The organism is Streptomyces sp. NPDC014889 (assembly GCF_043081205.1).
GTDB lineage: Bacteria > Actinomycetota > Actinomycetes > Streptomycetales > Streptomycetaceae > Streptomyces.
This window is the reverse complement of the sequence record NZ_JBIBWH010000014.1, coordinates 150,202-175,296: the sequence shown is the minus strand read 5'-3', so window position 1 is coordinate 175,296 and position 25,095 is coordinate 150,202. Positions and strand designations below refer to the sequence as shown.

The following is a 25,095-nucleotide window of genomic DNA, read 5'->3' as shown; positions in this document are numbered from 1 at the left end:
CGGGGGCCGGAGCAGGGGTGAAGGCGCCGACACCCCTCGGGTCGTTCACGGGCGGCGGGCAGGCGCGCGGCCATACTGACCGACGTGCGCGTAGCGATCATGACGGCGGGATCCCGGGGCGACGTCGCCCCCTTCACCGGACTGGGGCACGGCCTGGCTCTCGCGGGTCATGAGGTCACCCTGGTCACGCACGGATGCTTCGAACCGCTGGTCGCGGGGGCGAGCCTCGGCTTCCACCCGCTGCCGGTGGATCCGCGGGCGGAGCTGGAGTCCTCGCGCGGCCGGGGGCTGCACCGCAGCGCGACCGGCACGGGCAAGGTGCTGCGGGCCGTGGGGCTGGTGCGGGCCGCCATCGACCAGATGACGGACGACCTGATCGCGGCGGCCGAGAAGAGCGACGTCCTGCTGCTCGCCGGCTCGCTCGGGCCGGTCGGGCACGCCATCGCCGAGGCGCTGAGCCTGCCCAGTATGGGCGCCCATCTGCAGCCCCTCTCCCCGACCGCGGAGTTCGCCCCTCCGCTGCTCGGCGGCGGACACTGGGGCGCGGCCGCGAACCGGCTCGCCGGTCACGGGGTGAACCTGGCCGTGGACCGTGTCTTCTCGGCGGCCGTGCCCGCCGTGCGGACCCGGCTGGGGCTGCCGCCGGCCCGCGCCGGCACCGGGCGGCGCATCCGCCGGGGGCAGCGCCGTCCGGTGTACCACGGCTTCAGCCCGCTCGTGGTGCCGCGGCCCCGCGACTGGCGCCGTGCGCTGCAGGTGTGCGGGTACTGGTGGCCGTACGACCGTTACACCCAACTCCCCGACGGCCTGTGGGACTTCCTCGACGCGGGCCCTCCGCCGGTCTATGTGGGCCTCGGCAGCGCCACCGTGCCGGACCCCGGGCGGCTCAGCGACACCATCGTGCGCGCGCTGCGCCGGGCCGGGCTGCGGGGTGTGGTCCAGCGGGGCTGGGCGGGGCTGGAGGCGTCCGGCGAGGACATGCTGACCATCGGCGAGGTCCCGCACTCGGCCCTGTTCCCGCGGCTGGCGGGCGTGGTGCACCATGCGGGGGCGGGCACGACCGCGGCCGGACTGCGGGCCGGCGTCCCCGCGGTGCCGGTGCCGGTCCAGTTCGACGAGGGCTTCTGGGCGGACCGTCTCGTCGGCCTCGGCGTGGCCCCCTGCTCGGTCCCGCTGCGCGCCCTCACCACGGACAGGCTCGCCGCCGCCCTGATCCGCGCCACCCGCGACTACGGCCACCGCGAACGAGCACGAGCCCTGGGCACTCTGATCCGCAAGGAGAACGGCCTGACACCGGTACTGGACGCAGTCGAACACCTGGCCCACTAGACCCCGCCTCCCCGCCCCGCCGGGCGCCCACCGACCGCCCAAGGGGCCGGCGACGGCCGGGCAGGTGGGGGGCGGCCCGGCAGATGGGCGGGGTCCGGCAGATCGGCGGGGTCCGGCAGATCGGCCGAGGCCCGGCGGACGGGGGCAGGGCCCGGCACATGGGCCGGGGGCCCGGCAGATCGGCCAAGGCCTGGCGGACGGGGGCAGGGCCCGGCAGATCGGCGGGGGCCCGGCAGATCGGCAGGGGCCGGCAGATCGGCGGAGGCCCGACGGGCCGGCGAGCCGCCAGGGGACCGCCCGCCGCCCTCGCCTCCCGCCATCCGCCTGACCTGGAGGACGTTCCGCCCTGGCGGGCGCCCCGGCCGCGCCCGAGGCCGCCGGCTGAAGCAACGACGGTGACACAGCAGACGCGCGCCGCGAGGCCCGGGCCGGCCAGGCGCCCAGTACCCCAAGCAAGACGATCGGCCGGAGCCCGCCCACCCACCGACCCACAGACCGCCTCGCCCGGACGACGCCTCGCCCCGGCGGGCGCCCCGGCCGCGTCGGAGACCGTGGGCGAAGGCCGCAGCAGGGATGCGCGGCTCGGCCCCTGGGCCTCCGGGCGATCGGTCACCCCCAGTCGGGCGGCGCGCGCGGGCACAACTGCCCCCGATCGTCGCCCGGAAGACATCCCGCCCCGGCGGGCGCTCGGGCCGACGCGTGCCCCGGCGCGCCCGAGGCCGTCGGCGAGGGCTGCGGCGGTTGGCGGGCGGTGCGGATGCGCGGCTCGTCGACCGGGCGCGGCCTCCACCGACACCGTGGCACCCGCGACGCCGGGCGACGCGGGCGCGTGGCCCGGCCGTCCACCCGGAGCGTCGGCGGCGTCGTGGCGCCCGGCGCAGCCGCCGCACTCGCCGCTACCCGAGTGCAGTCATAGAGTGACGTACACCACACGATTGACCACATTTCCCCCACTTACGCCCATACAGTCCCTGGAGGGAGCATGACGCACATCTCGGTCACGGTGGACGGCGCGGTCTATGAGGACGAGGTGGAGCCGCGTCTTCTGCTGGTCCACTATCTGCGCGACCGCCTCGGACTGACCGGCACCCCGATCGGCTGCGACACCTCGAACTGCGGGGCCTGCACGGTCGAACTGGACGGCGCGAGCGTCAAGAGCTGCACGGTGCTGGCCGTCCAGGCGGACGGCGGCGAGGTGACCACGGTCCAGGGGCTGGCCAAGGACGGCGAGTGGACGGAGCTGCAGCGCGCGTTCCACGAGCGGCACGCGCTGCAGTGCGGCTACTGCACCCCCGGGATGATCATGGCCGCGCGCGATCTGCTGCGCGAGAACCCGCACCCGGACTCCGACGAGGTGCGCAAGGCGCTGGAGGGCAACCTCTGCCGGTGCACCGGCTACCAGAACATCGTCCGCGCGGTGCTCGCTGTCGCCGAGGGTGAGACGGCCCCGGGCGAGCGGACCGGCTCCGCCCAGGAGGTGACGGCATGACCGATCAGGCCGTCGAACGCGAGGTCGGCAGGGCCCGGCTCCGCAAGGAGGACGCCCGGCTGATCACCGGGCAGACCAACTGGACCGACAACATCACCGTCACCGGGCTGCTGCACCTGGCCATCCTGCGCAGCCCCATGGCGCATGCCCGCATCGAACGGATCGACGTCTCCCCCGCCCTGGAACGGCCCGGTGTCGTCGCCGCCTTCAGCGGGCGCGACCTCGCCGGGGGACTGGGTTCGCTGCCCTGCGCCTGGCCGGTCACCGAGGACATGGTGCTGCCGGACCATCCGCCGGTCGCGGTCGACGAGGTGCGCCACGCCGGTGACCCGGTCGCGGTCGTGGTGGCCCGCGACCGGTACGCTGCGGCCGACGCGCTGGAGGCGATCGAGGTCGACTACGAGCCCCTGCCGCCGGTCCTGGACCTGGAGGAGGCGCTCGCCGAGGACGCCCCCCTGGTCCACGCGGACAAGGGCACCAACCGCGCCTATCTGTGGCCGCTGAGGACCGGCGAGGACTTCGAGGCGGTCAGGCAGCGCGCCGATGTCGTGTTCAAGCGCCGCTACCGGCAGCAGCGCCTCATCCCCAACGCGATGGAGCCGCGCGCGGTCGTCGTCACCCCGCTCGCCGCCTCCGGGGAGTTCACGGTGTACTCGGCGACGCAGATCCCGCACATCCTGCGGATCATGCTCTCGGTGGTCACCGGTGTGCCCGAGCACAAACTGCGGGTGGTCGCCCCCGACGTCGGCGGCGGCTTCGGCTCCAAGCTCCAGGTCTACGGCGAGGAGGCCATCGCGGTCGAGGTCGCACGCAGGCTGGGACGGCCGGTGAAGTGGACCGAGTCCCGCTCGGAGGGCTACCTGGCCACCCACCACGGCCGCGGCATGATCCAGGACATCGAGATCGCCGCGACCCGCGAGGGCCGGCTGCTCGGACTCAAGGTCGACCTGCTCGCCGACATGGGCGCCTACCTGATGCTGGTCACCCCCGGCATCCCGATCCTGGGCGCGTTCATGTACCCGGCGATCTACAAGATGGACGCCTACGAGTTCAACTGCACCGGCGTGTTCACCACCCGCACCCCGACCGACGCCTACCGCGGCGCCGGGCGCCCGGAGGCCACGTACGCCATCGAGCGGGCCATGGACGAACTCGCCGCCGAGGTCGGTCTCGACCCGGTGGAGGTGCGGCGGCGGAACTGGATCCGGCACGAGGAGTTCCCGTACACCTCGATCGCGGGTCTGACCTACGACAGCGGGAACTACGAGGCGGCGACCGAGAAGGCGCTCGCCCTGTTCGGCTACGACGACCTGCGCGCCGAACAGCAGAAGCGCAACGAGCGCGGGGACGCCGTGCGCCTGGGCATCGGCGTGTCGACGTACACGGAGATGTGCGGACTGGCGCCCAGCCGGGTGCTGCGGGACCTCAGGTACTCGGCCGGCGGCTGGGAGGCGGCGAGCATCCGCATGCTGCCCACCGGCAAGGTCGAGGTGGTCACCGGCACCAGCCCGCACGGGCAGGGGCACGTGACCTGCTGGAGCCAGATCGCCGCGGACGTGCTGGGCGTGCCGTTCGAGGACGTGGAGGTGCTGCACGGCGACACCCAGGCGGCCCCGCAGGGCATGGACACCTACGGCTCGCGGTCGCTGGCCGTGGGCGGGTCGGCGGTGCACCGCGCCGCGGAGAAGGTGGTGGACAAGGCGCGGAAGGTCGCGGCGCACCTGCTGGAGGCGAGCGAGGACGACCTGGAGTTCAAGGGCGGGGTGTTCTCGGTGAAGGGCTCGCCGGAGGCGCGCAAAACCATCCAGGAGATCGCCTTCGAGACGTTCACCTCGCACGACGTGCCCGACGGCATGGAACCCACCCTCAACTCCGAGTATCTGCTCGACCCGGAGAACTTCTCCTACCCGCACGGCACCCATCTGTGCGCGGTCGAGGTCGACACCGAGACCGGGCAGACCCGGATCCGCTCCTACGTCTGCGTGGACGACGTGGGCCGGGTGATCAACCCGGTGATCGTCGAGGGCCAGGTGCACGGCGGACTGGCCCAGGGCATCGCGCAGGCGCTGTACGAGGAGGCCGTGTACGACGCGGAGGGCAACCTGGTCTCCGGCACGATGGCCGACTACCTGGTGCCGTCGGCGGCGGACCTGCCCGACTTCGTCACCGACCGGACGGAGACGCCCGCGATGTCCAACCCGCTCGGCGTCAAGGGCGTCGGCGAGGCGGGCACCATCGCCTCGACGCCCGCCGTCGTCAACGCGATCGTCGACGCGCTGCGCCCGCTGGGCGTGCACGACGTGCGGATGCCGTGCACCCCCGAGCGGGTGTGGGAGGCCGTGCGGTCCGCGCAGGGGCAGTCGGCGCAGAAGGAGGCCTCGGCATGATTCCCCCCGCATTCGACTACGCCCGCCCGACCAGCGTCGGCGAGGCCGTGCGCACCCTCGCCGACGCGGGCGAGGACGCGAAGGTGCTGGCCGGCGGGCAGAGCCTGCTGCCGCTGCTGCGGCTGCGGCTGGCCTTCCCCGAACTCGTCGTCGACATCGGGCGGATCCCCGAGCTGCGCGGGGTGCGCGAGGACGGCGACACGCTCGCCATCGGCGCGCTGACCACCCACCACGACATCGTCCACGATCCGCTGGTGCGGCGGCACGCGGGCCTGCTGGCCCAGGCCACCGGGACGGTCGCCGATCCCGCCGTACGGCACCGGGGCACCCTCGGCGGTTCGCTCGCGCACGCCGACCCGGCCGGGGACCTGCCCGCGGTGGCGCTGGCGCTGGACGCCGAACTGGTCGCCGAGGGGCCCGGCGGGCGGCGCAAGATCCCGGCGCGCGAGTTCTTCGCCGACTACCTCCAGACCGCGCTGGCCCCCGACGAGCTGCTGGTGGAGGTGCGGGTGCCCAAGCGGGAGGGCTGGGGCTACCGGTACGAGAAGTTCCACCGGGTGGCGCAGTCCTGGGCGATGGTCGGCGTGGCCGCGCTGGTGCGGCGCGACGACGGGCGCATCGCGGAGACGCGGATCGGGCTGACCAACATGGGCGCGACCCCGATGCGGGCCGCGGCGGCCGAGGAGGCGATGGCCGGTGCCGGGGACGCCGACGCGGTGGCGCGGGCGGCCCAGTCCGCGGCCGAGGGCACCCGGCCCTCGCGGGACGCGTCGGCGTCGCCCGAGTACCGTGCGCACCTCGCGCGGGTGCTGACCAAGCGGGCGGTTCTGGCCGCCGCCGGGATGGGGTGAGCGCCGATCACTTCCATGGACAGTCCCGAGCAGGTGCGTTCCTGTCTGGAGCGGACCGGCTACCTTGTCGACGACGGGCTAGCCATCGCCTGCTTCCTGGCGCTGCGGCTGCACCGGCCGGTCTTCTGCGAGGGCGACGCGGGCGTCGGCAAGACGGCGCTCGCCTCCGCCCTCGCGGAGGCGCTCGACGCGCCGCTGATCCGGCTCCAGTGCCATGAGGGCATCGACGCCTCCCAGGCGCTGTACGACTGGGACTTCCCGCGTCAGCTGCTGCATCTGCGGGCGGCCGAGGCCGCCGGGGTGCGGGACGCGGAGCGGCTGGAGCGGGAGCTGTACGACCGGCGGTTCCTGGTCGCACGGCCGCTGCTGCGGGCTCTGCAGACCCAGCCGGCCGTGCTGCTGGTCGACGAGATCGACCGGGCCGACGACGAGTTCGAGGCGTTCCTGCTGGAGGTGCTGTCAGAGTTCCAGGTGACGATTCCGGAGCTGGGCACGTTGCGGGCGGAGGTGCCGCCGGTGGTCGTGCTGACCTCCAACCGCACCCGCGAGGTGCACGACGCGCTGAAGCGGAGGTGTCTGTACCACTGGTTCGACCATCCCGGCTTCGGCCGCGAGCTCGCCATCGTCCGGCGCAGGTTGCCGCAGGTGTCGGCGCGGCTCGCCGAGCAGGTGACCACGCTGGTCCAGGCCCTGCGCGCCGAGGACCTGCTCAAGCCGCCGGGCGTGGCCGAGACCCTGGACTGGGCCCGCGCCCTGGACGCCCTCGGCGCGGACGAGGTGGACGCGGAACTCGCGGTGTCCACCCTGGGCTCGGTCCTGAAATACCGCGAGGACACGGACCGGGCCCGCGGCCTGGACTTCGCGACGGTCCTCGCGGGCCGGGAGGCGTGATCAGCGTGACCGGGAAACACCCCTGCACGATGAACGTTCCTGGCACCGCCCGCGGCGACGGTGTCGGGCCCGGCGCGGCTGCCGGGCCGAGCGGCCCCGACGGCCCCGGCGACGCGCTGAGCCCGCGGGGACACCCGCACGACAGCGACACCCCCACGAACATCACAGGCCCCGCCCGAAGCGGCGGCGCGGGACTCGGACACGGTGGTGACGCCGCCTTGCTCGGGTTTGCTCGGGCTCTGCGGGCCGCCGGGGTTGCGGTGAGTGCTGAGCGGGTGTTGGCCTTCTTGCGGGCGGTGGACGTGCTGCGGGCCGGGTCGCGGGCGGACGTGTACTGGGCGGGCCGGGTGACGCTGTGCGGGGACCGGGACGATCTGGAGCGCTACGAGCGGGTGTTCGCCGCGTATTTCGGCACCGACGGGGCGCCGGCCCGGCCGGCGCCCGCCGCTGCCCCGCCCCGGCCGCGCCTGGTGCTGCGGGAGGCGCCCGCGGGATCGCGCGCCGGGCCGCCCGGGGACGAGCCGCAGGGGCCGCCCACCGCGACGCTCGCCAGCTCCGCCGAGGTGCTGCGCCACCGCGACGTGGCGGAGTTGGACCCCGCCGAACGCGCGCAGGTGCGCCGGCTGCTCGCCGCGTTCGCGCTGCGCGGGCAACCTCGGCGCACCGCGCGGCGCCGGCCGGCCCGGCGCGGGGCCGTCGACCCGCACCGCACGGTGCGGGAACTGCTCCGGCTGGGCGGCGAGCCCGCACTGCTGCGGCGGCACGCGCGCGCGGAGCGCCCGCGGCGGGTGGTGCTCCTCGTCGACGTCAGCGGATCCATGGGGCCCTACGCCGATGCCCTGCTGCGGTTCGCGCACGCCGCCGCGCGGGGCCGCCGCACGGAGGTGTTCACCATCGGCACCCGGCTGACCCGGGTGACCCGGGAGCTGTCCCACCGCGACCCGGACCTGGCCATGGCCGCGGTCGCCGAGGCCGTACCCGACTGGCGCGGGGGCACCCGCCTGGGTGAGCTGCTGCGGGAGTTCCTGGACCGCTGGGGCCAGCGGGGCATGGCGCGCGGCGCCGTCGTGGTACTGCTGTCCGACGGGTGGGAGCGCGGGGACCCGCACCTGCTCGCCGTCCAGATGCGGCGCCTGCACCGGCTCGCGCACCGGGTGATCTGGTCCAACCCCCGCAAGGCGCGCCCCGGTTACGCGCCACTGGCCGCCGGCATGGCGGCGGCGCTGCCCAGCGTGGACGACTTCGTCGAGGGGCACAGCCTGGCCGCGCTGGAGCGTCTGGCGGCGGTGGTGCAGGGCGCCGGCCCGGACGCGGCCGGCGAGGTGCCGGGGCTGTCGGAGAGGAGCTGAACGTGCGGGAGATTCTTCCGGTGCTGGAGCGGTGGTACGCGGCGCGCGTGCCGTTCGGCCTCGCCACCGTCGTCACGGTCAGTCGCAGCGCGCCGCGCCAACCCGGCGCGTCGATGGCCGTGGGTCCGGACGACGAGGTGGTGGGAAGCGTGTCCGGCGGGTGCGTGGAGGGGGCGGTGTTCGAGCTTGCGCAGGAGGTCGCCGCCGACGGCGAGGCACGTCTTGAGACCTTCGGTTACAGCGACGAGGACGCCTTCGCGGTGGGACTCACCTGCGGAGGTGAGATCTCCGTGCTGGTCAGGCCGGTGACCCGGGAGTCCGACCCGGCCTTCGGCGCGGTCGCCGCGTCCGTCGCCGCGGGCGACCCGGTGACCCTGGCGACCGTGGTCGACGGACCGGCCCCGCGCGGGGCGACGCTCGCGGTGTGGCCCCACACGGTGGCGGGCACGCTGGGCGCTTCCGGCCTCGACGCCGCGGTGACCGCCGACGCCCGCGGCGAGCTCGCCCAGGGCGCGACCGGACTGAGGCACTACGGGGCGCGGGGCGAGCGCCGCGAGGACGCCGTCACGGTGTTCCTGCACTCCTTCGCCCCGCCGCCGCGGATGCTGGTGTTCGGCGCGATCGACTACGCGGCCTCGGTGGCCCGTATCGGCGCCTTCCTCGGCTACCGCGTCACGGTGTGCGACGCCCGCCCGGTGTTCGCCACGCCGAAGCGCTTCCCCGAGGGCGTGGAGGTGGTCGTGGACTGGCCGCACCGCTATCTGCACCGCACGGACACCGACGAGCGCACGGTGATCTGCGTCCTGACGCACGACCCGAAGTTCGACGTGCCGCTGCTGGAGGAGGCGCTGCGCCGGCCCGCCGCCTACATCGGCGCGATGGGCAGCCGCCGGACCCACCACGACCGGCTGGAACGGCTGGTCGAGGCCGGCCTGACGGAGGACGAGCTCGCCCGGCTGCGCTCCCCGGTGGGGCTCGACCTCGGCGCCCGTACCCCGGAGGAGGTGGCCGTGTCCGTCGCGGCCGAGATCGTCGCGCTGCGCTGGGGCGGCACCGGTGCGCCCCTGGCCGCGACCGCCGGAGCCATCCACGCGACCGGCTCCGCCTGAGTGCGAGGAGAAGTCATGGAACTGCACCACGAGTTCACCGTGCCCGTGCCGGTCGACGACGCCTGGCGGGCGCTTTTGGACATCGAGCGCGTGGCGCCGTGCCTGCCGGGGGCCACCGTGCAGGAGTACGACGGCAAAACCGTGACCGGTTCGGTCAAGGTCAAGCTGGGGCCGATCACGGTCAACTACAAGGGGACGGCGGTCTTCGAGGAGCAGGACGAGACGGCGCACCGCATGGTCCTCGCCGCCAGCGGCCGGGAGACGCGCGGGCAGGGCACGGCGCGGGCCACCGTCACGGGCACGCTTCAGGAGCGTGACGGCGGCACGGCGGTGTCGGTGCTGACCGATCTGACGGTGACCGGCCGCCCGGCGCAGTTCGGGCGCGGGGTGCTGGCGGAGGTGGGCGACCGGCTGGTGGGGCAGTTCGCCGACTGTCTTTCGCGGCGCCTCGCCGAGACTCCGCCCGCGGCGGCCGAGGGCGCCGCGGCCGGGAGCGCGGCGACGGAGGCGCGTGAGAAGCCCGCGGAGCCCGTGCCGCGGTACGCGGAGCCGGAGCCGCTCGATCTGCTGCGCACCGCCGGCGTGCCGGTCGCCAAGCGCGCCGCCGCGGCGGCCGGCGCGGCCCTGGCGGTGGCGCTGCTGATCGTGGGCGTACGCCGGCTCCGGCGCCGCTGACCGGGCGCCGCCGGCGTGGTGCGAAGGGTGCCGATGAGCCTCGATCGGTCCCTCGTTGCCCCTGTGACCTGCTGTTCCGGCTTTCCTCGGGGTTTTGCGGATTCGATGGTGTGAGGCTGTGCGGGAAGGGTACGCGCGCCATCAACGGATGAGGCATGCATGGCCTCAGCAGCACATGTGCCGCACATCCCAGTGGGAAGGAGGTCCGTGACCACGCACACTCGCAGTGTCCGGGCCGCCGCCACACATCGAGTGGCCCGGATCTCGCCGAGAAGTCGGAAACGAGAAAGGGAAGAGTGACCCCGGGCAGCCCCTGATTCAGGGGCTGCCCTTCCGCGTGTTCACTCCCTCGCCCGGCATTGTCCGGCAGCCGGACGGGTCACGGGGTCCGGCGCGGCAGCCGGTGCAGTTCCACGTCGGTCAGACGGCCGCGGGTGACGGTCGCGGTCATGTAGGTGCAGTGGGGCTGGCGGCGGCGGTCGGTCGGCGAGCCCGGGTTGAGCAGGCGCAGACCGGACGGCGCGGTGGTGTCCCAGGGGATGTGGCTGTGGCCGAAGACCAGGACGTCGAGGTCGGGGAAGCGGGCGGCGCAGCGGGCCTCACGGCCCTGCGCGGGTCCGGTCTCGTGGACGACGCCGAGGCGCAGGCCGTCCAGGTCGGCGTGGGCCACCTCGGGCAGGCGGGCGCGCAGTTCGGGGCCGTCGTTGTTGCCGTACACGCCGATCAGGCGGTGGCTGCGGCTCTCCAGCAGGTCGAGCGTGGCGGCGTCGACCCAGTCCCCGGCGTGCAGGACGACATCGGCGTGCGGGAGTTCGGTGAGCAACCGCGGGGGCAGCTCCTTGGCGCGCTTGGGCAGATGGGTGTCGGACATCAGCAGCAGACGCACGAGGTCAGCGTAACCGCGGGGCACCGGGACGGCGACGGCGGCCGAGCGCAGATCTTCAGCCGAGACTGTTCAGTCCAGACTGGACAGTTCCGCCGGGACGGTTCTACGGTGCTGTCATGGATCACAAGGCCGGCGAGATACCGCCGGGCATCTCCGCCTCCTCCGCGCAGGCCGCCCGCGACCTGCGGGTGGTGTTCAGCCGCCTGCGGCGCCGGATCCGCGAGGTAGCGCGGGACGAGGACCTGACCCCGCCCCAGGTGTCCGCGCTCACCCTGGTCGGCAAGCACGGCGCGGCCACGGCCAGCGCCCTGGCCGCCACCGAGGGGGTCCGGCCGCAGTCCATGGCCGCCACGCTCGCCGCTCTGGAGCGGCACGGGCTCATCCGGCGCAGCCCCGACCCCGAGGACGGACGGCGCCAGCTCATCACCCTGACCGAGACTGGCCGCGAGCGCATCGCGGGCGACCGGCAGAGCCGCGGTGAATGGCTGACCCGTGCCCTGCAGGACCGCTACACCGAGGCGGAGCGGGAAACACTCCTCGAGGCGTTCGCCCTGCTGGAACGGCTGAGCCGGCCCTGATCACCAGCACACCACCAGCGCCGTCCACCAGCCGAGCTCACCCCCGAAAGGCCTAACCCCCCATGGCACTCACCGCGCTCGACCCGCGCACCGCACTCGTCGTGATCGACCTCCAGGCCGGCATCGCCGCCGCGCCCACCGCGCCGCACTCCGGCCCCGAGGTGGTCTCGCGTTCGGTCGAACTCGCCGACGCCTTCCGTGCCAGGAACCTGCCCGTCGTCCTGGTCCGGGTCTCCTTCGCCCCCGACTTCGGCGACGTGCCGCCCGGCCGCACCGAGGCGAGGCGCTCCGGCGGCGGCGCCCGCCCCGAGGGCTGGGACGTGATCGTTCCCGAGCTGGCGGGGCACGAGGGCGACATCACCGTCACCAAGCACAACTGGGGCGCCTTCCACGGCACCGACCTCGATGTGCAGCTCCGCCGCCGCGGGGTGACGCAGATCGTGCTGACCGGCATCGCCACCAGCATCGGCGTGGAGTCCACCGCCCGCGCCGCCTACGAGCACGGCTACCACGTCACCCTGGCCACCGACGCCATGAGCGACATGGACGCCGAGGCCCACCGGGGCAGTGTGGAGCGGGTCTTCCCACGCCTGGGCGAGACCGGCACCACCGCCGAGATCCTCGAACTGCTGGCCAAGACGCACGCCTGACCCGGCGGGCGCGCCCACGCCGCCCGCCAGACCGCCTGTCTCCCCGCGGCTCCGCGCCCCGGCGGCTCAGTCCTCGCCCCGCACTATGTTCGACTCGTTGCCCGTGCGGTCCTGCTGCGGGCCGCCGCGGTCCTCGAGCGCGGGGAGACAGGTGCGCACGCCTTCCTCCCGCCGACGGCGGGCCTGCGCCCAGCCCGTCTCGGGGGGCCGTACAAGGTGTTTCTCACTGGTGTGCGCGGTCACGACGCCTCATCTTCCTTCTGCGTCACATGTTGGGAGCGGATTCCCCGGAACGCCCTGGTCAGCCGCCGCCACCGGAACCCCCGCCGCCGAACGAGCCGCTGGAGCCCCCGTCCCAGCGCGGGCGGCTCTGGTCGTCGCTGCGCCTGCTGCCCAGGGAGCCGAGTTCGTGCGGGGTCAGGCGCCGGCCGGTCTCCTCCGCCCGGGGCACCTCGGTCGGCTCGCGCCGATGGCGTTCCTCGTGGACCGGCCCGGACTCCGGCAGTGTCGGGTGCTCGCCGCCCCGGGGAGTCCTCGGCTCGCTCTGCTTGACCCTGATGCCGAGCCGGACGGCCCACACCAGGACTGCGGCGACGATCAGACCGCCGACGACGATCACGGCGATCCCGGCGGCCGAGCCGGCGCCGGCTGCTTCGTACCAGGTGGCGTCCATTGTCGACGGGTACCCGGGCCCGCCCCGCCGATGCCTGCCGAACCGGCGAGGGCGTGGCGCGGACCCGGCCGCGGGGCAGGGCGGTAGCCTCGCCGCCGATGACCGACATGTCCGAAACACCCGCACCGGCCGCCGAGCGGCCCTCCGCCCCCACCACCTCGTTCGGCCGGAAGCTGGTGGAGTGGGCCTCGACGACCGATCACAAGGTGATCGGCAAGCTCTACATGACCACGGCGTTCTGCTTCTTCCTGCTGGGCGGCCTGCTGGCGATGGGGATGCGCGCCGAGCTCACGCGTCCGGGCCTGCAGTTCATGAACCAGCAGACCTACAACGAGCTCTTCACGGTCCACGGCACGATCATGATGCTGCTCTTCGCCACGCCCATGTTCGCGGGGTTCACCAACGCCGTGATGCCGCTGCAGATCGGCGCCCCCGACCTGGCCTTCCCCCGTCTGAACGCCCTGTCGTACTGGATGTACCTCTTCGGCGGGCTCATGGTCGTCTCGGGGTTCCTCGTGCCCGGCGGCTCGGCGGCGTTCGGCTGGTTCGCCTACGCGCCGCTGAACAGCGGCTACTACTCCCCCGGCGCGGGCGGCGACCTGTGGGCGATGGGCCTGGTGGTGACGGGCGTGTCGACCACGCTCAGCGCGGTGAACTTCATCGCCACGATCACGACCCTGCGCGCACCGGGGATGACGATGTTCCGGATGCCGATCTTCACCTGGAACGTGCTGTTCACCTCGATCCTGGTGCTGCCCGCCTTCCCGGTGCTGACCGCCGCGCTGCTCGCCCTGGAGGCGGACCGGAAGTTCGGCGCGCACGTCTTCGACGCGGCCAACGGCGGGGCGCTGCTGTGGCAGCACCTGTTCTGGTTCTTCGGCCACCCGGAGGTCTACATCGTCGCGCTGCCGTTCTTCGGGATCGTCAGTGAGATCGTCCCGGTCTTCTCCCGCAAGCCGCAGTTCGGCTACCTGCCGATGATCGGGGCGACCATCGCGATCACCATGCTGTCCGCGGTGGTGTGGGCCCACCACATGTTCGCCACGGGCGCGGTGCTGCTGCCGTTCTTCTCGATCATGTCCTTCCTGATCGCGGTGCCCACCGGGATCAAGTTCTTCGCCTGGATCGGGACGATGCGCGGCGGCTCGCTGTCGTTCGAGACGCCGATGCTGTGGTCGATCGGGTTCATGGTGTCGTTCCTGCTGGGCGGGTTGAGCGGCGTGCTGATCGCCTCGCCTCCGCTGGACTTCCATGTGACGGACTCGTACTTCATCGTGGCCCACCTGCACTACGTGCTGTTCGGCACCGTGGTGTTCGCGATGTTCGGCGGCTTCTACTTCTGGTGGCCGAAGATCACCGGGAAGATGCTGGACGAACGGCTCGGCAAGATCCATTTCTGGCTGCTGTTCCCCGGCTTCCAGCTGACGTTCCTGGTGCAGCACTGGCTCGGCGCGGAGGGGATGCCCCGCCGGTACGCCGACTACCTGCCCGCCGACGGCTTCACCCTCCTGAACACACTCTCCTCGGCGGGGGCGTTCCTGCTCGGCGCGTCCACCCTGCCGTTCCTCTACAACGTCTGGCACACCGCACGCCATGGACGGAAGGTCACGATGGACGATCCCTGGGGGTACGGGCGCGCGCTGGAGTGGGCGACTTCCTGCCCGCCGCCGCGGCACAACTTCGACGCGCTGCCCCGGATCCGCTCGGAGGCCCCCGCTTTCGACCTGCACCACCCCGACGTCGTGCGGCAGGCGGAACTGGAGGGACGCCGATGAAGGTGGAAGCCGTGCTCTTCGGCGGTGTCGCGCTCTTCTTCGGCGGCAGCGCCGCCCTGTACGGCGTCTGGTCGGGCGAGCCGGCCGGCACGGCGGCGCTGGTGATCGCCTGCGGAATGGCGACGCTGGTCTCCTTCTTCTGCCTGATCCAGTACCGGCGCAAGGGAGCGCGCCCGCAGGACCGCCGCGAGGCCGAGGTCGCGGACGCCGCCGGGCCGCTGGAGTTCTTCCCGCCCGAGAGCACCTGGCCGATCATCACCGCGCTGGGCTTCTCGGTCGGCGCGCTGGGCGTGGTCTACGGGCTGTGGCTGTTCCTCATCGGTCTCGGGGTGCTGGCGCGGGGGGTGGCGGGGATGGCGTTCCAGTACGTTCACCGGGGCGAGTGACGACCGGTCCCGCCGGGGCTCCGGGGCGGCGCGACTCGACAGGGCGGTGACCGCTCTCGTAGCCCCCGGTGACGGACTGGCGGACGTCGCCGGTCTCCTCGCCCTCGGTGAGGACCTCCTGCTCCTTGGCCAGCAGGGCGTGGCACAGGGCCCGGGTGACCAGGAAGGCGACGACGGGGGCCAGCACGAAGGAGATCCGCAGCACCCAGGTGATCGTGTTCACCGACACCCGGAAGCTGGCCGCGATGACGTCGTTGCCGCCCTCCAGCAGCAGCACGCCGTAGAACACGATCCCGGCGACGCCGAGGCCGGTGCGCACGGGGCGCTCCCGGGGCCGGTCGCACAGGTGGTGTTCCTGGCGCCACTCCCCCGTCAGCCACTGCTCGGCGAACGGGTACGCGTACAGGACGGCGAACAGCAGCGTGGGCAGGACGACCGCCGGCAGGAAGGCGTTCCACATGATCGTGTGACCGGCCACGTTCGTCTCCCAGGCCGGCATCAGCCGCAGCGACCCCTCCAGGAACCCGACGTACCAGTCCGGCTGGGAGCCCGTGGACGCCTGGTCCGGCTGGTAGGGGCCGTAGGTCCACACCGGGTTGATCTGGGCGATCCCGGCGAGCAGGACCAGCACGCCGAAGACGGTGAACTGCAGGCCGACCGAGGAGGCGGTGAACTCGGGGAAGAGCGGTTTGCCCCGCACGTTGCGGTTGCCGCGGCCCGGGCCGCGCCACTGGGTGTGCTTCAGGTAGAAGACGAGGATCAGGTGCACGACGACCAGGGCGATCAGGACGGCCGGCAGCAGCAGGATGTGCAGGCTGTACAGGCGGCTGATCAGTTCGTGCCCCGGGTACTCGCCGCCGAACACGAAGAAGCTGACGTAGGTGCCGATCACCGGCAGGGACAGCACGATCGCCTGGGCGATGCGCAGCCCGGTGCCGGAGAGCAGGTCGTCGGGCAGGGAGTAGCCGGCGAAGCCCTCGGCGATGGAGAGGGCGAACAGCGTCACCCCGATGACCCAGTTGATCTCCCTGGGCCTGCGGAACGCGCCGGTGAAGAAGATCCGCAGCAGGTGCGCGCCGATCGCGGCGACGAAGACGAGCGCCGCCCAGTGGTGGGTCTGCCGCAGCAGCAGCCCGCCGCGGATGTCGAAGCTGATGCGCAGGGTGGAGTCGAACGCCTCCGACATCGGCACCCCGCGCAGCGGCGCGTAGGACCCGGCGTAGACGACCTCGCGCATCCCCGGGTGGAAGAACAACGTCAGCCACACACCGGTGAGGACCAGGACGAGCAGGCTGTAGAGGGCGATTTCGCCGAGCAGGAACGACCAGTGCTCGGGGAACGCCTTGCGCATCAGGGCGCCGGCCTCGGACACCGGCAGCCGGGCGTCCAGGCGGCCGACGAGGCGCTCGCCCGCGGCGGCATCGCGCGCGGTGCGCCCGCGCCGTACCGGGCTCACGGCTCCTCCGCTCCGCCGCCCTCGTCCCGGCCGCCCTCGCCCGCCTCCGGGGCCGAGCGCGCGGCCCGCTCCACGTCGGCCTCGATCTCGGTTCGCGGCTTGCCCTCGTCGCTCGCGTACTCGCCCAGGGCGGCCTGGAGATCACGGGCCAGGTCGCGCCAGGCCCGCCACGCCGTCTCGTACGTCTCGCTCTGCGTGCCGGTCCACTGTGCCTGCGCGGGCGGTCCGTAGTTCTGCCGCAGCTGCTCGACCCGGGCGTGGGCCTCGTCGGCCGCCCGCTGCTTGGCCACGAGCTCTTCGAAGGTGTGTGACACAGCCCGGACCCTAAGCACGACCGGCGCGCGCGGCGGCCCCGACCTGCCGGGCGGGGACACGTCACACCCGTGTGGCGGGTCGCGGGCGGTCTCGCGGCGCCGGCTCGCTCCACCCCTGTCCGGGGTGTCGGAGGGTTGACCGGTCCGCCCCTCCGTCAGGGAGGGCCGGACCGATCCACTGACCGGCTGCCACCGGCCGGCAGGCCGGCCGGTGGCATGGGGGGTAGCCGGTCAGCGGCCCGGGGCGAACGGCTCAGGGGGTAGCCGTTCGGCGGGCCGCTCAGTGGGTCCGGGAACGCCCGGATCCGTGTGCCGGGTTGGAGTTGTGGCCTCCGGTACCGGACTGCTGTGCACCGGACTGGTCGGCGCCGGACTGCTGGGCCCCTGCGCCGGCCGCGCCGCCGCCCGGGCCGAAGGTCGCGCCCGTCGCCTCGAGGGCGGTGGTGACCGGCTGGAAGAAGGTCTCGCCGCCCCGGGTGCAGTCGCCGCTGCCGCCGGAGGTGAGGCCGACCGCGCCGCCGTCCTGGGTGAACAGGGGGCCGCCGCTGTCGCCGGGCTCGGCGCAGACGTTGGTCTGGATGAGACCGGTGACGGTGTCGACGCCGCCGTTGTCGCTCTGGAAGTTGACGGTGGCGTCGAGGCCGGTGACCGTGCCGTTGTGCAGTCCGGTGGTGCTGCCCATGCGGAACACCGTCGCACCGACGGTGGCCTCGGCCGCCCCGGTGATCTGGACGCTCTGGCCGTTGCCGACGTCGACCGTGCTGGGCGCCTGGGTGTCCGGGTCGTCGTACGTGACGAGCGCGAGGTCGCTGCCCGGGAAGGTGGCCTGGTCGACGGTGGCCACCGGGCCGCCGTTCTGGGAGTCGGACCACTGCTCGGCCGAGACGCCGCAGTGCCCGGCGGTCAGGAAGGCGGGGCTGCCGTCGCTCGCGGTGACGTTGAAGCCGAGGGAGCAGCGGACGGTGCCGCCCTGGGTGGGGGCGAAGATGGCGTCGCCGCCGGCGGCGAAGGTCTTGAAGGTGCCGGCGGACTTCTTCAGGGTCGCCATGCCGGAGCCGAGACCGCGGACGGTGTCCTGGAGTCTGTTCCACTGCGCGCCCGTGACCGTGCTGTCGGCGGTGACCACGACCTTGTTGGTGCGCGGGTCGACGGCCCAGGCGGTACCGGGGATGGTGGCCTCGGTCCTCAGGGTCCGGGCGGCGGACTTCAGGGCGGCGGCGCTGTTGCCGACCCGGCGGACGGCCGCGCCCGCCTTCTTCGCCCTCAGGACGATGTCGGCGTCACCGCCCGCGATGTTCACGACGAGCCGCTGTTCGGCGCTGTCGTAGTAGGTGCCGGCGAAGGAGTCGCCGAGCGTGCCGGCGAGCTGAGCGGAGAGACCCGAGGCGTCCTCGGCCTTGAGGGTCCTGGGGGTGGCGTCGTCCGCCGCGCCGTCCTGGGAGGCGTTGGCGTTCGGAAGCAGTATCGCCGCCGCTCCGAGCGCCACCACGCCGCCCGCCGCTATCGCGGCCTTGCGCTTCGGAATTCGCTTGTGACTCAAACTTCTCGACCTCCTGGGGACGGGGTCCGTGCCGCCGTCCGGGGCGGTTGGGGGGGACGCCTGGACGGCTGTTGGTACGCAGCGGGCCGCCACCGTGTTCAATCCCGTTCGCCAACTCCCCCGGGACCATGCCGAATCGGCCAACTCCTCGCCCAGCAGGACCGTATGGCACTCTCCGCTGCCGCGCGGCGACGTTCGGTTGCGCAGAGCAAGCGGAATCGTGGCTTCAGCGAATCTGCACATCGAATGCCCAGCGGGGTCACCGCGTGCGGAGGTTCTGCACAACCGCGCGCCCCCTGCGAGGCTTTCGCGGCCCGGTTCCCGATCCGCCGCCGCGTCGGCAAGGGAGGCCGTGCGACGATGCGGTCCGCCATGTGAAGAAGTCGCCGCCATACCGTTGCCGGGCCTGCACGGTTCTCCGCTGGTGTCGGCAAGTGCCCTGGTGGGGGGCCTGGTTGAGTGGAATCGGCGGGCGGCACCGTGCTTACATCCATCGCAGCGCGGGACCCCGGCCGGGCGCTTCGGAAGCGGGGCCCGGCACCCGCGGTCGCGGCCGTCTTTCCCCAGAGAGGGCCGCTCCCCCTTGTGAGACATCCATATGAAGGGACGTTCCAATCATGAACCACACCCCCCAGGTTGAGACCGCCGAGATCTCCGACGCCGACCTCGACAACGTCTCCGGCGGCCTGTCCGTGAACGCCCTGGGCACCGCCACCGGCCTGGTGGACAGCGTGGTCCCGGTCTCCGGCGTGGTGGACACGGCCGTCGGCACCGTCGAGGGTGCCACCGGTCTGAGCACCGCCCCGGTCGCCGGCCTGGTCGCCGGTCTCTGATCGCACCGCGTTGCCGCCGAGTGCCGGAACCGCACGCCGGTTCCGGCACTCGCGGTTGCCGCAGAAAGCCGTCACGTGCAGTTCCGACAACAGGCCCTCGCCAAGCTCCAGTCGCCGGAAGAACTCGACCTCCCGGTGCGGCTCGCCCGCCCCCAGGGATGGCTCGTCCTGTCCGTCACCCTCGTCGCCATGGCGGCCGCGTCCCTGTGGGCCGTGACGGGATCGGTCGCCTCCACCGTCGGCGCGCCCGCCATCCTCACGCATGGACAGGGCAGTTACGTCCTGCAGAGCCCGGTCGCCGGACAGGTCACCGCGGTCCTCGCCGAGGAGGGCGAGCGGCTGCCCGCGAACTCGCCCGTGCTCACGGTGCGTACGGGCCGGGGCGAGGAGACCGTGCGCACGGTGGCCGCCGGCCGGATCACCGCGCTCGCCGCCACCATCGGCCAGATCGTCTCCACCGGCGCGAACGTCGCCGCCGTGGAGAAGGTCGCCCACGCCTCCGACCCGCTGTACGCGACCGTGTACGTGCCCGCCGAGAACGCCGCCGCCATCCCCTCCGGCGCCGCGGTCGACCTGACCGTCTCCTCGGTGCCCGCCCAGCGCTACGGCGTGCTGCGCGGCCATGTGAAGGAGGTGGACCGGTCGGCCCAGTCCGCCCAGCGGATCGCCGCCTTCCTCGGGGACAGCCAGCTCGGCGAGCAGTTCACCCGGAAGGGCCGGCCGGTCGCCGTACTCGTACGGCTCGACACCTCCTCCACCACGAAGAGCGGCCTCACGTGGTCCTCCGTCGGGGGCCCGCCGTACCGGCTCGACTCCATGACCGCGGCCACCGCATCGATCCGGCTGGCCGACCAGCGTCCCCTCGATTGGCTGCTGCCGTGACCACCACCCAGGAGACCCGCGGCCGCCGGCGCGCCGCCCGGCCCGCGCGGCCCGCCCCCAAAGTGCGGGGCAGGACCGTCCGCACGCCCACGGTGCTCCAGATGGAGGCCGTCGAGTGCGGCGCCGCCTCGCTCGCCATGGTGCTCGGCCACTACGGCCGCCATGTCCCGCTGGAGGAGCTGCGGATCGCCTGCGGCGTCTCCCGCGACGGCTCACGGGCGAGCAACCTGCTGAAGGCGGCCCGCAGTTACGGTCTGACGGCCAAGGGCATGCAGATGGACACCGCCGCCCTCGCCGGGGTGAAGGCGCCGGCCGTCCTCTTCTGGGAATTCAACCACTACGTCGTCCACGACGGCATGGGCCGCCGCTTCGGCCGCCGCGGGGTGTTCGTCAACGACCCCGGCAAGGGCCGCCGTTTCGTGCCCATGGAGGACTTCGACACCAGCTACACCGGTGTCGTCCTGGTGATGGAGCCCGGTCCCGACTTCGAGAAGGGCGGCCGCAGGCCCGGAGTCCTGGGCGCCCTGCCCGCCCGGATGCGCGGCACCGCGGGCACGATGCCGGCGGCGGTACTGGCCAGTCTGCTGCTGGTCGCGGTCGGCGCGGCGGTGCCCGCGCTCAGCCGGACCTACATCGACACCTACCTGATCGGCGGCCAGACCTCGCTGCTGGGCGTGCTGTTCGCGTCGATGGGCGCGTGCGTGCTGCTCACCGTCCTGCTGACCTGGTTGCAGCAGGCCAACCTGCTGCACGGGCGCCTCATCTCCTCCACGCTCGCCAGCGCCCGCTTCCTGCGGCACCTGCTGCGACTGCCGGTCACCTTCTTCGCCCAGCGCAGCCCGGCCGACCTGGTGCAGCGGCTGGCCTCCAACGACCAGGTGGCCGAGACCCTCGCCCGCGACCTGGCGGCGGCCGGCGTCGACGCGGTGGTCGTGGTGCTGTACGCGCTGCTGCTCCACACCTACGACCCGCAGCTGACGTTCGTCGGCATCGGCGTGGCCCTGCTGAACGTCGTCGCGATGCGGGTCGTCGTACGGCTGCGCGCCACCCGGACGGCGAAGCTGCGCGCGGACAACGCCCGGCTGACCAACACGGCCTACACCGGGCTCCAGTTGATCGAGACGATGAAGGCGACCGGCGGCGAGGACGGCTACTTCCGCAAATGGGCCGGGCAGCACGCCGCCACCCTCGAGGAGCAGCAGCGGCTGGGGGTGCCGACCGCCTGGCTGGGTGTGGTCGCGCCGGCGCTCGCCACCGTCAACAGCGCGCTGATCCTGTGGATCGGCGGCATGCGGGCCGTGGAGGGACACATCTCGGTCGGGCTGCTGGTGGCGTTCCAGGCGCTGGTGACCCGGTTCACCGCGCCGCTGACCCGGCTCAACGGCGTCGCGGGCCGCATCCAGGACTTCGCGGCGGACGTGGCCCGGCTCAAGGACGTCGAGAACTTCCAGGCCGACCCCCTGTACTCCCGCCCCGGCGGCTCGGACTCCACGCGCCGGCTGCACGGGCACGTGGAGCTGGAGAACATCACCTTCGGCTACAGCCCACTGGACGAGCCGCTGCTGACCGGCTTCGACCTGACCGTCGGGCCGGGCCGGCAGGTGGCGCTCGTCGGCGGCTCCGGCAGCGGCAAGTCGACCGTCTCCCGCCTGATCTCGGGCCTGTACACGCCCTGGGACGGGGTGATCCGCATCGACGGGCAGCGCCTGGAGGACATCCCGCGCGGGGCGCTGGCGGCCTCCGTGTCCTTCGTCGACCAGGACGTGTTCCTCTTCGAGGGCACGGTCCGCGACAACGTGGCCCTGTGGGACCCGTCGATCCCGGACGACGCCGTCGTGGAGGCGCTGCGCGACGCGGCCCTGTACGACGTCGTGACGCGCCGCCCCGGCGGCATCCACAGCCGGGTCGAGCAGGACGGCCGCAACTTCTCCGGCGGTCAGCGCCAGCGCCTGGAGATCGCCCGCGCGCTGGTGCGCCGGCCCAGCATCCTTGTGCTGGACGAGGTGACCAGCGCCCTGGACGCCGAGACCGAGCAGACCGTGATGGACAACCTGCGGCGGCGCGGCTGCGCCTGTGTGGTGATCGCGCACCGGCTGTCCACCGTGCGCGACAGCGACGAGATCGTCGTGCTCCAGCACGGCACGGTCGTCGAGCGCGGGCGGCACGCGGAACTGGTGGCGCGCGGCGGCGCGTACGCGGCGCTGGTCAGGGAGCGGTGACATGACGACAGCCGGCGAGCCGGACCTGGTACTGGAGGCGCTCGGCTCCCTGGGCACGCCGATCGACTGCTCGGGCTTCACCCGGCTCGACCTGGCGGGCCCCCAGGAGCTGTGGCTGATCGCGGCCGGCGCGGTGGACCTGTTCGCGGTCGACGCGGCGCAGCAGGGCCACTGGCACCACCTGGGCCGGCTGGAGGCGGGCTCGCTGCTGCTCGGTCCCGTCACGGGCCCGCGGCACACCCTGGTCGCGCGTCCCCTGCGGGACTGCGTGGTGCGCCGCATCGGGCTGCGTGAGCTGTACCAGCCGGCCGGCACCCGGACGTGGTCGTACGACGATTACGGCAATCCCCAGTACGTGCCGCCGCAGACCAGCCCGCTGGAGTACGCCCTCGCGCTCGGCGTCGGCCGCGGCCTGTCCGTGCTCTTCCAGGCGCCGATGGCCGAGGAGCGGGCGGCGGCGCCCACGGACGACGACGTGTTCTGGATGCAGGTCCCGCCGGGCAGCGTGCAGTACGGGGCGCTGTACGGCGCCGAGGCCGCGGCCGATCTGCTGATGGACCCGGCCCTGTGGCAGAGCATGGTCGACCAGCAGTACCGGCTGCTGACCGCCCTGGACCGCTGGATCGAACAACTGGAGCGCACCCACGAGACCCGTACGGCGGCCGGCATCAAGGCGGGTGAGGCGGTACGCGCCCGGGCCGACCGGACGCTGCTGGCGTCCATCGGCCGGTCCTCGGCCGCGCGGCCCACGGCCGCCGACACCGACGCCGGCCACGCCGCCTGCGAACTGGTCGCCCGCGCCGCCGGGATCACACTGGCCGCACCGCCCCAGGCGGGCACCGAGAGCGACCGGCTGGACCCGGTGGAGCGGGTCGCCCTGGCCTCCCGGGTGCGGACCAGGACCGTACGCCTACAGGGCCGCTGGTGGCGGGAGAACATCGGTCCGCTGGTGGGTCACCGTGCCCTGTCCGGGGCGCCGGTCGCGCTGCTGTGGCGGCGCGGCGGGTACGTCGCCGTGCACCCGGCCACCGGGCGGGAGAACCCGGTGGAAAAGGCGAACGCGGAGGAGTTCGAGCCGCACGCGGTGATGTTCTACCGGCCGCTGCCCGACCGCGGGCCCGGCCCGTTCGGGCTGCTGCGGTTCAGTCTGCGCGGCACCGGAGGCGATCTGCTGAGCCTGCTCTCCGCCGGGCTGGTGACGGTCGTCCTCGGGGCGCTGGTGCCCATCGCGACCGGCAAGGTGCTCGGTGAGTACGTGCCCAGGGCCGAGCAGGGCCTGATCACTCAGATGTGCCTGGCCGTGATCATCAGCAGCGTGGTGGCGGCGGCCTTCATGCTGCTGCAGAACCTGACCGTGCTGCGCCTCGAGGGCCGTATCGAGGCCACCCTCCAGTCGGCCGTGTGGGACCGGCTGCTGCGGCTGCCGACGAGGTTCTTCACCGAGCGCTCCACCGGCGAGCTGGCGAGCGCGGCCATGGGGGTCAGCGCGATCCGCCGGCTGCTGGCCGGGGTGGGCCCGGTGGTCGTCCAGTCGGTGACCGTGGGCGCGATGAACCTGGGGCTGCTGTTCTGGTACAGCGCCTCCATGGCGCTGGCGGCGCTCGGCATGCTCGTGGTGATCGGCGCCGTGTTCCTGGCGCTCGGGCTGTGGCAGGCGCGGTGGCAGCGGCGTCTTGTGGTGCTCGGCAACAAGCTGAACAACCAGGCCTTCCAGACGCTGCGCGGGCTGCCGAAGCTGCGGGTGGCCGCGGCCGAGAACTACGCGTACGCCGCCTGGGCGTCCCGGTTCGCGCACAGCCGTGAGCTTCAGCAGAAGGTGGGCCGGATCAAGAACCTCACCACGGTGCTGGGCGCCGTGTACCTGCCGATGTGCACGCTGCTGATGTTCATGCTGCTGGCGGGACCGGCGCGCGGCGCGATGTCGGCGGCGGCCTTCCTGGCCTTCAACACCTCGGTGACGATGCTGCTGACCTCCGTCACCCAGCTGACCGGTGCCTTCGTCTCGGCGGTCGCCGCGCTGCCGCTGCTGGAGCAGATCAGGCCGGTGCTCGACGCCACTCCGGAGGTGCGCACGGCCAGTACCCGGCCGGGGCCGCTGTCCGGGGCGATCGAGGCACGCCGGCTGTCGTTCCGCTACACCGACGACGGGCCGCTGGTCCTCGACGACGTGTCCTTCGAGGTGCGGCCGGGCGAGTTCGTGGCGATCGTCGGGCCCAGCGGCTGCGGCAAGTCGACGCTGCTGAGGCTGCTGATCGGATTCGACCGGCCGCTGTCCGGCAGCGTGCTGTACGACGGCCAGGACCTGGCGGCCCTGGACCAGTCGGCCGTGCGCCGGCAGTGCGGGGTGGTGCTCCAGCACGCGCAGCCCTTCACCGGTTCGATCCTGGACGTCATCCGCGGCACGGAGCCGTGCACGGCCGAGGAGGCGATGGCGGCGGCCGAGCTGGCGGGCCTCGCGCAGGACATCGAGCGGATGCCGATGGGCCTGCACACCATCGTCTCGGGCGGTGGCGCGGTCTCCGGCGGGCAGCGGCAACGGCTGATGATCGCCCAGGCCCTGGTGCGCCGGCCGCGGATCATGTTCTTCGACGAGGCGACCAGCGCGCTGGACAACGACACGCAGCGCACGGTGATCGAGAGCACCCGCAAGCTCAACGCCACCCGTGTCGTCATCGCGCACCGGCTGTCGACGGTGCTGGACGCGGACCGGGTCGTCGTGATGGAGGACGGCAAGGTCGTCCAGCAGGGGCCGCCCGCCGCACTGCTCGCGGACACGGGCGGGCGGCTGCACGAGCTGGTGCGGCGGCAGATGGCGTGAGGGCC

The 25,095-nt window shown here is 73.3% G+C and carries 22 protein-coding genes; 16 read left to right on the top strand and 6 right to left on the bottom strand.

What is annotated here, in order from left to right:
- The first annotated feature begins 99 nt into the window (after window positions 1-99).
- From ACF09J_RS27295 to ACF09J_RS27260, 8 genes are all read left to right on the top strand, one after another.
- The gene (locus tag ACF09J_RS27295) at window positions 100-1,329 is read left to right on the top strand and encodes a glycosyltransferase (RefSeq protein ID WP_392308148.1); all 1,230 of its coding nucleotides are present in this window, start codon (window positions 100-102) and stop codon (window positions 1,327-1,329) included.
- Between the two features lie 982 nt (window positions 1,330-2,311).
- Window positions 2,312-2,818 (top strand): (2Fe-2S)-binding protein, encoded by a 507-nt coding sequence (locus tag ACF09J_RS27290; RefSeq protein WP_392308089.1) that lies wholly within the window; start codon window positions 2,312-2,314, stop codon window positions 2,816-2,818.
- Window positions 2,815-5,205, top strand: coding sequence for a xanthine dehydrogenase family protein molybdopterin-binding subunit (locus ACF09J_RS27285; RefSeq protein ID WP_392308088.1), 2,391 nt, complete (start codon window positions 2,815-2,817; stop codon window positions 5,203-5,205). The genes ACF09J_RS27290 and ACF09J_RS27285 overlap by 4 nt, the downstream gene beginning before the upstream one ends.
- Entirely contained in the window at window positions 5,202-6,056 is an 855-nt protein-coding gene (locus ACF09J_RS27280) for an FAD binding domain-containing protein (protein WP_392308087.1), read from the top strand. Before ACF09J_RS27285 ends, ACF09J_RS27280 begins: the two co-directional genes overlap by 4 nt.
- A gap of 15 nt (window positions 6,057-6,071) precedes the next feature.
- Window positions 6,072-6,947, top strand: a complete 876-nt coding sequence (locus ACF09J_RS27275) for an AAA family ATPase (RefSeq protein WP_392308086.1) — start codon at window positions 6,072-6,074, stop codon at window positions 6,945-6,947.
- A 29-nt stretch (window positions 6,948-6,976) separates the two neighbouring features.
- Window positions 6,977-8,296: a VWA domain-containing protein gene (locus tag ACF09J_RS27270; RefSeq protein ID WP_392308085.1), complete on the top strand. Its 1,320-nt coding sequence runs from the start codon at window positions 6,977-6,979 to the stop codon at window positions 8,294-8,296.
- 2 nt (window positions 8,297-8,298) lie between these two features.
- Window positions 8,299-9,405, top strand: a complete 1,107-nt coding sequence (locus ACF09J_RS27265) for an XdhC family protein (protein WP_392308084.1) — start codon at window positions 8,299-8,301, stop codon at window positions 9,403-9,405.
- A gap of 15 nt (window positions 9,406-9,420) precedes the next feature.
- On the top strand, window positions 9,421-10,080 hold the full coding sequence (locus ACF09J_RS27260) for an SRPBCC family protein (RefSeq protein ID WP_392308083.1): 660 nt from the start codon (window positions 9,421-9,423) through the stop codon (window positions 10,078-10,080).
- Between the two features lie 379 nt (window positions 10,081-10,459).
- On the opposite strand, the gene ACF09J_RS27255 is transcribed toward ACF09J_RS27260, so the two are convergent.
- Window positions 10,460-10,966, bottom strand: a complete 507-nt coding sequence (locus ACF09J_RS27255; RefSeq protein ID WP_392308082.1) for a metallophosphoesterase family protein — start codon at window positions 10,964-10,966, stop codon at window positions 10,460-10,462.
- A gap of 116 nt (window positions 10,967-11,082) precedes the next feature.
- On the opposite strand from ACF09J_RS27255, the gene ACF09J_RS27250 reads away from it, so the two are divergent.
- Both ACF09J_RS27250 and ACF09J_RS27245 read left to right on the top strand, forming a co-directional pair.
- Complete coding sequence (locus ACF09J_RS27250; RefSeq protein WP_392308081.1) at window positions 11,083-11,544, top strand: MarR family winged helix-turn-helix transcriptional regulator; 462 nt, start codon at window positions 11,083-11,085, stop codon at window positions 11,542-11,544.
- 62 nt (window positions 11,545-11,606) lie between these two features.
- Window positions 11,607-12,194, top strand: coding sequence for a hydrolase (locus ACF09J_RS27245; RefSeq protein ID WP_392308080.1), 588 nt, complete (start codon window positions 11,607-11,609; stop codon window positions 12,192-12,194).
- Window positions 12,195-12,260: 66 nt separating this feature from the next.
- Here ACF09J_RS27245 and ACF09J_RS27240 read toward each other — a convergent pair whose 3' ends face one another.
- Window positions 12,261-12,437, bottom strand: a complete 177-nt coding sequence (locus tag ACF09J_RS27240) for a hypothetical protein (RefSeq protein WP_392308079.1) — start codon at window positions 12,435-12,437, stop codon at window positions 12,261-12,263.
- A 58-nt stretch (window positions 12,438-12,495) separates the two neighbouring features.
- A complete protein-coding gene (locus ACF09J_RS27235; RefSeq protein ID WP_392308078.1) occupies window positions 12,496-12,867 on the bottom strand; it encodes a DUF6479 family protein in 372 nt (123 codons plus the stop codon).
- Between the two features lie 107 nt (window positions 12,868-12,974).
- Between ACF09J_RS27235 and ctaD the strand changes: the two genes are divergently transcribed.
- Both ctaD and ACF09J_RS27225 read left to right on the top strand, forming a co-directional pair.
- Window positions 12,975-14,642: a cytochrome c oxidase subunit I gene (ctaD, locus tag ACF09J_RS27230; RefSeq protein WP_392308147.1), complete on the top strand. Its 1,668-nt coding sequence runs from the start codon at window positions 12,975-12,977 to the stop codon at window positions 14,640-14,642.
- A complete protein-coding gene (locus ACF09J_RS27225) occupies window positions 14,639-15,028 on the top strand; it encodes a cytochrome c oxidase subunit 4 (protein WP_392308077.1) in 390 nt (129 codons plus the stop codon). The genes ctaD and ACF09J_RS27225 overlap by 4 nt, the downstream gene beginning before the upstream one ends.
- On the opposite strand, the gene ACF09J_RS27220 is transcribed toward ACF09J_RS27225, so the two are convergent.
- The 3 genes from ACF09J_RS27220 to ACF09J_RS27210 form a co-directional block, all read right to left on the bottom strand.
- Window positions 14,958-16,379 carry a cytochrome bc complex cytochrome b subunit gene (locus ACF09J_RS27220; protein WP_392308146.1) on the bottom strand — a complete coding sequence of 474 codons (1,422 nt, stop codon included), beginning with the start codon at window positions 16,377-16,379 and terminating at the stop codon, window positions 14,958-14,960. The genes ACF09J_RS27225 and ACF09J_RS27220 overlap by 71 nt on opposite strands.
- 101 nt (window positions 16,380-16,480) lie before the next feature.
- Window positions 16,481-16,798: a hypothetical protein gene (locus ACF09J_RS27215; protein ID WP_392308076.1), complete on the bottom strand. Its 318-nt coding sequence runs from the start codon at window positions 16,796-16,798 to the stop codon at window positions 16,481-16,483.
- A 280-nt stretch (window positions 16,799-17,078) separates the two neighbouring features.
- On the bottom strand, window positions 17,079-18,338 hold the full coding sequence (locus ACF09J_RS27210) for a S1 family peptidase (protein ID WP_392308075.1): 1,260 nt from the start codon (window positions 18,336-18,338) through the stop codon (window positions 17,079-17,081).
- 617 nt (window positions 18,339-18,955) lie between these two features.
- Here ACF09J_RS27210 and ACF09J_RS27205 point away from each other — a divergent pair.
- The 4 genes from ACF09J_RS27205 (at window position 18,956) to ACF09J_RS27190 (ending at window position 25,090) form a co-directional block, all read left to right on the top strand.
- The gene (locus tag ACF09J_RS27205) at window positions 18,956-19,171 is read left to right on the top strand and encodes a type A2 lantipeptide (protein WP_392308074.1); all 216 of its coding nucleotides are present in this window, start codon (window positions 18,956-18,958) and stop codon (window positions 19,169-19,171) included.
- Window positions 19,172-19,246: 75 nt separating this feature from the next.
- Window positions 19,247-20,053, top strand: a complete 807-nt coding sequence (locus ACF09J_RS27200) for an HlyD family efflux transporter periplasmic adaptor subunit (RefSeq protein ID WP_392308073.1) — start codon at window positions 19,247-19,249, stop codon at window positions 20,051-20,053.
- Window positions 20,050-22,272, top strand: coding sequence for an NHLP family bacteriocin export ABC transporter peptidase/permease/ATPase subunit (locus tag ACF09J_RS27195; protein ID WP_392308072.1), 2,223 nt, complete (start codon window positions 20,050-20,052; stop codon window positions 22,270-22,272). The genes ACF09J_RS27200 and ACF09J_RS27195 overlap by 4 nt, the downstream gene beginning before the upstream one ends.
- A 1-nt stretch (window position 22,273) precedes the next feature.
- A complete protein-coding gene (locus ACF09J_RS27190) occupies window positions 22,274-25,090 on the top strand; it encodes an NHLP bacteriocin export ABC transporter permease/ATPase subunit (protein ID WP_392308071.1) in 2,817 nt (938 codons plus the stop codon).
- Window positions 25,091-25,095 lie beyond the last annotated feature (5 nt).